Genomic DNA, 1825 nt, shown 5'->3' with positions numbered 1-1825 from the left:
TGGGCAGAACTCGCCTAGTCAAGCTGAGAAAATCAATGCCATAAGTCAGGAAATGATGAAAATGAACGATATCGGGCCGAACGGTGGTAAGAAATTCGCAGTAGGCCTCGACCAGACGGACTGAGGATGTCCGATGCCAGGTACCGTTATATTCGGCCGGTAGGAACAGGAATTCGTTCGGCCGCTGGTCGAAGCCAGTGATGCAGGCTCCGGCTTTATACAATGCCGGATACGCGCTATCGGCCGGATACGCGCTATCGGTCGAAGCCAGAAGCACCGGCTCGATGCCTGGTTCGTTCTGCAATCCCTGGAATAGTTCATAGGCGATCCGCTGCGCACCGCCCCGCATCAATTCGGGATGGTGGAGAGTGACAATGAGAACTTTGGCGTTGCCCTGTGTTTCGGTCATTTCCCTCCTCCTTCTTGTTCCCGGTGCGCGCTCAGCGGTGAGCCGGAGTCGAGAAAGTTTGCCGGTTGACCATTTCGACAGATCCCAAGTTCGGTGGGTTCGGCAAGCCCAAGTGCCTTTCGCGGGTGGCGCCGCTGGAATCGATCGCCCGATACCAACCACCCGCGGTGTTGAGCACCTCGACCCCGGCGGGGACCGGCGCGTCGATGACCGCCCCCACAGAAAACCCCGCCCTTGCGCTGCGGCAGGTGACCGCAAACCCATAGATGACGCCAGCCGAATCCGAGCGGATCAACACCTTCGGGGGGTGATCGGCTATGACAAGCACCGCTGGGCGCCCCGGCTCCGCGGAGCGGCCGGATTCATCACCCTCAGCATCGACTTGACCCCGACGCCGATCGCAGCGGCCCGGCGCACCTGCTTGACCTGCTGCCCGGGCCTTCAGCGACCGCGCTGGCCTCGTGGCCGGCCCCTCAACCCGCTCAGACGAACACTTCTTATTCAACTCAGTCTGTCGATCCCAGAGTAGGGGGCCTGAAACTGCTTTATGATCTGGGATTCCTCCATGAATCGCAAATTATAAAGGTGAACCGGCCCAGTCGTGCCACTGCCTTTTGCCAGCATCGTCAGGCAGTCGAGTGGGATCTTGCCCGGGCCCCAATCAATCACTTCCTGGATGATGACCCGTCCACCACTTTCTACAACGAGATCTTCAATATTCTGCCGAGAGACAGAAATGGCCCGTGCGTCCGCGCCGGCGGTATTTGCAAACGCGGTTCCGAGCGCGCCCATGTTCGAGTGATGGAGGAACGCTATGCCTCCTTTGTTCAATTTCTGGATAATTTGAGGGATATAGTTCTTGAACACATCGAATTCAGCGTGCACGAGCGAATCAAAAGAAAATACGAGGTCAAAGGCATGGTCTTCAACTTCGCTCAACGAGTAACCATCATTTTGCACGAATCGGGCATGGTGCGCGTCAGCAAATTTCTTCTGGCATCCGTGAACGCACTCAAGCGAGATATCGACACCAACGTAGTTGCGACAAAGCGGAAGTAGAAACTTTGTCCACCGCCCCATACCCGGCGCTATTTCAAGAATGCTGCTTGCAGGGAGAGCGCGGTGCAAGCGAGGATATATCGCACCGAACCACTGTGGCTCACTGCCACCCCAACCAACGCTCCACTCCTCCCCCTCGGCGGCCCAGTCGTAACCTCCGTCCCAAAGTTGTCGGTTCCAATTTGTGTCCTGCATTTTGCCGCCCAAAGGTATTGTGCTTAGTAGTTGCTACCAAAAGATCGTTATCGCGAATTCGATAGCCGCGCCGGTCGGCGGGACGGTCTCTGCGCTTTCGTTGGTGCATCAGTTCTTTTTGCGACCTTTTCCCGGCTGACCGATCGCCTGACTGATGAGCCG

At 57.2% G+C, this 1825-nt stretch carries 3 protein-coding genes; 1 reads left to right on the top strand and 2 read right to left on the bottom strand.

What is annotated here, in order from left to right:
• A partial coding sequence (locus MTAB308_RS28750; protein ID WP_157900874.1) for a glycosyltransferase family protein occupies positions 1-409 on the bottom strand: 409 nt, incomplete at its 3' end.
• Positions 410-474: 65 nt separating this feature from the next.
• Between MTAB308_RS28750 and MTAB308_RS00030 the strand changes: the two genes are divergently transcribed.
• Positions 475-675, top strand: a complete 201-nt coding sequence (locus tag MTAB308_RS00030) for a hypothetical protein (RefSeq protein ID WP_077096684.1) — start codon at positions 475-477, stop codon at positions 673-675.
• A 235-nt stretch (positions 676-910) separates the two neighbouring features.
• Here the strand turns inward: MTAB308_RS00030 and MTAB308_RS00025 are convergent, their stop codons facing one another.
• Complete coding sequence (locus MTAB308_RS00025; RefSeq protein ID WP_085205314.1) at positions 911-1663, bottom strand: class I SAM-dependent methyltransferase; 753 nt, start codon at positions 1661-1663, stop codon at positions 911-913.
• Positions 1664-1825: the final 162 nt, after the last annotated feature.

Origin of the sequence: Mycobacterium terramassiliense (assembly GCF_900157385.1) — a bacterium.
Classification (GTDB): domain Bacteria; phylum Actinomycetota; class Actinomycetes; order Mycobacteriales; family Mycobacteriaceae; genus Mycobacterium; species Mycobacterium terramassiliense.
This window is presented reverse-complemented; position numbering and strand designations above follow the sequence as displayed.

Coding starts and splice junctions, on each gene's coding strand:
- MTAB308_RS00025 (WP_085205314.1), bottom strand. CDS start 1,663: ATGCAGGACACAAATTGGAACCGACAACTTTGGGACGGAGGTTACGAC.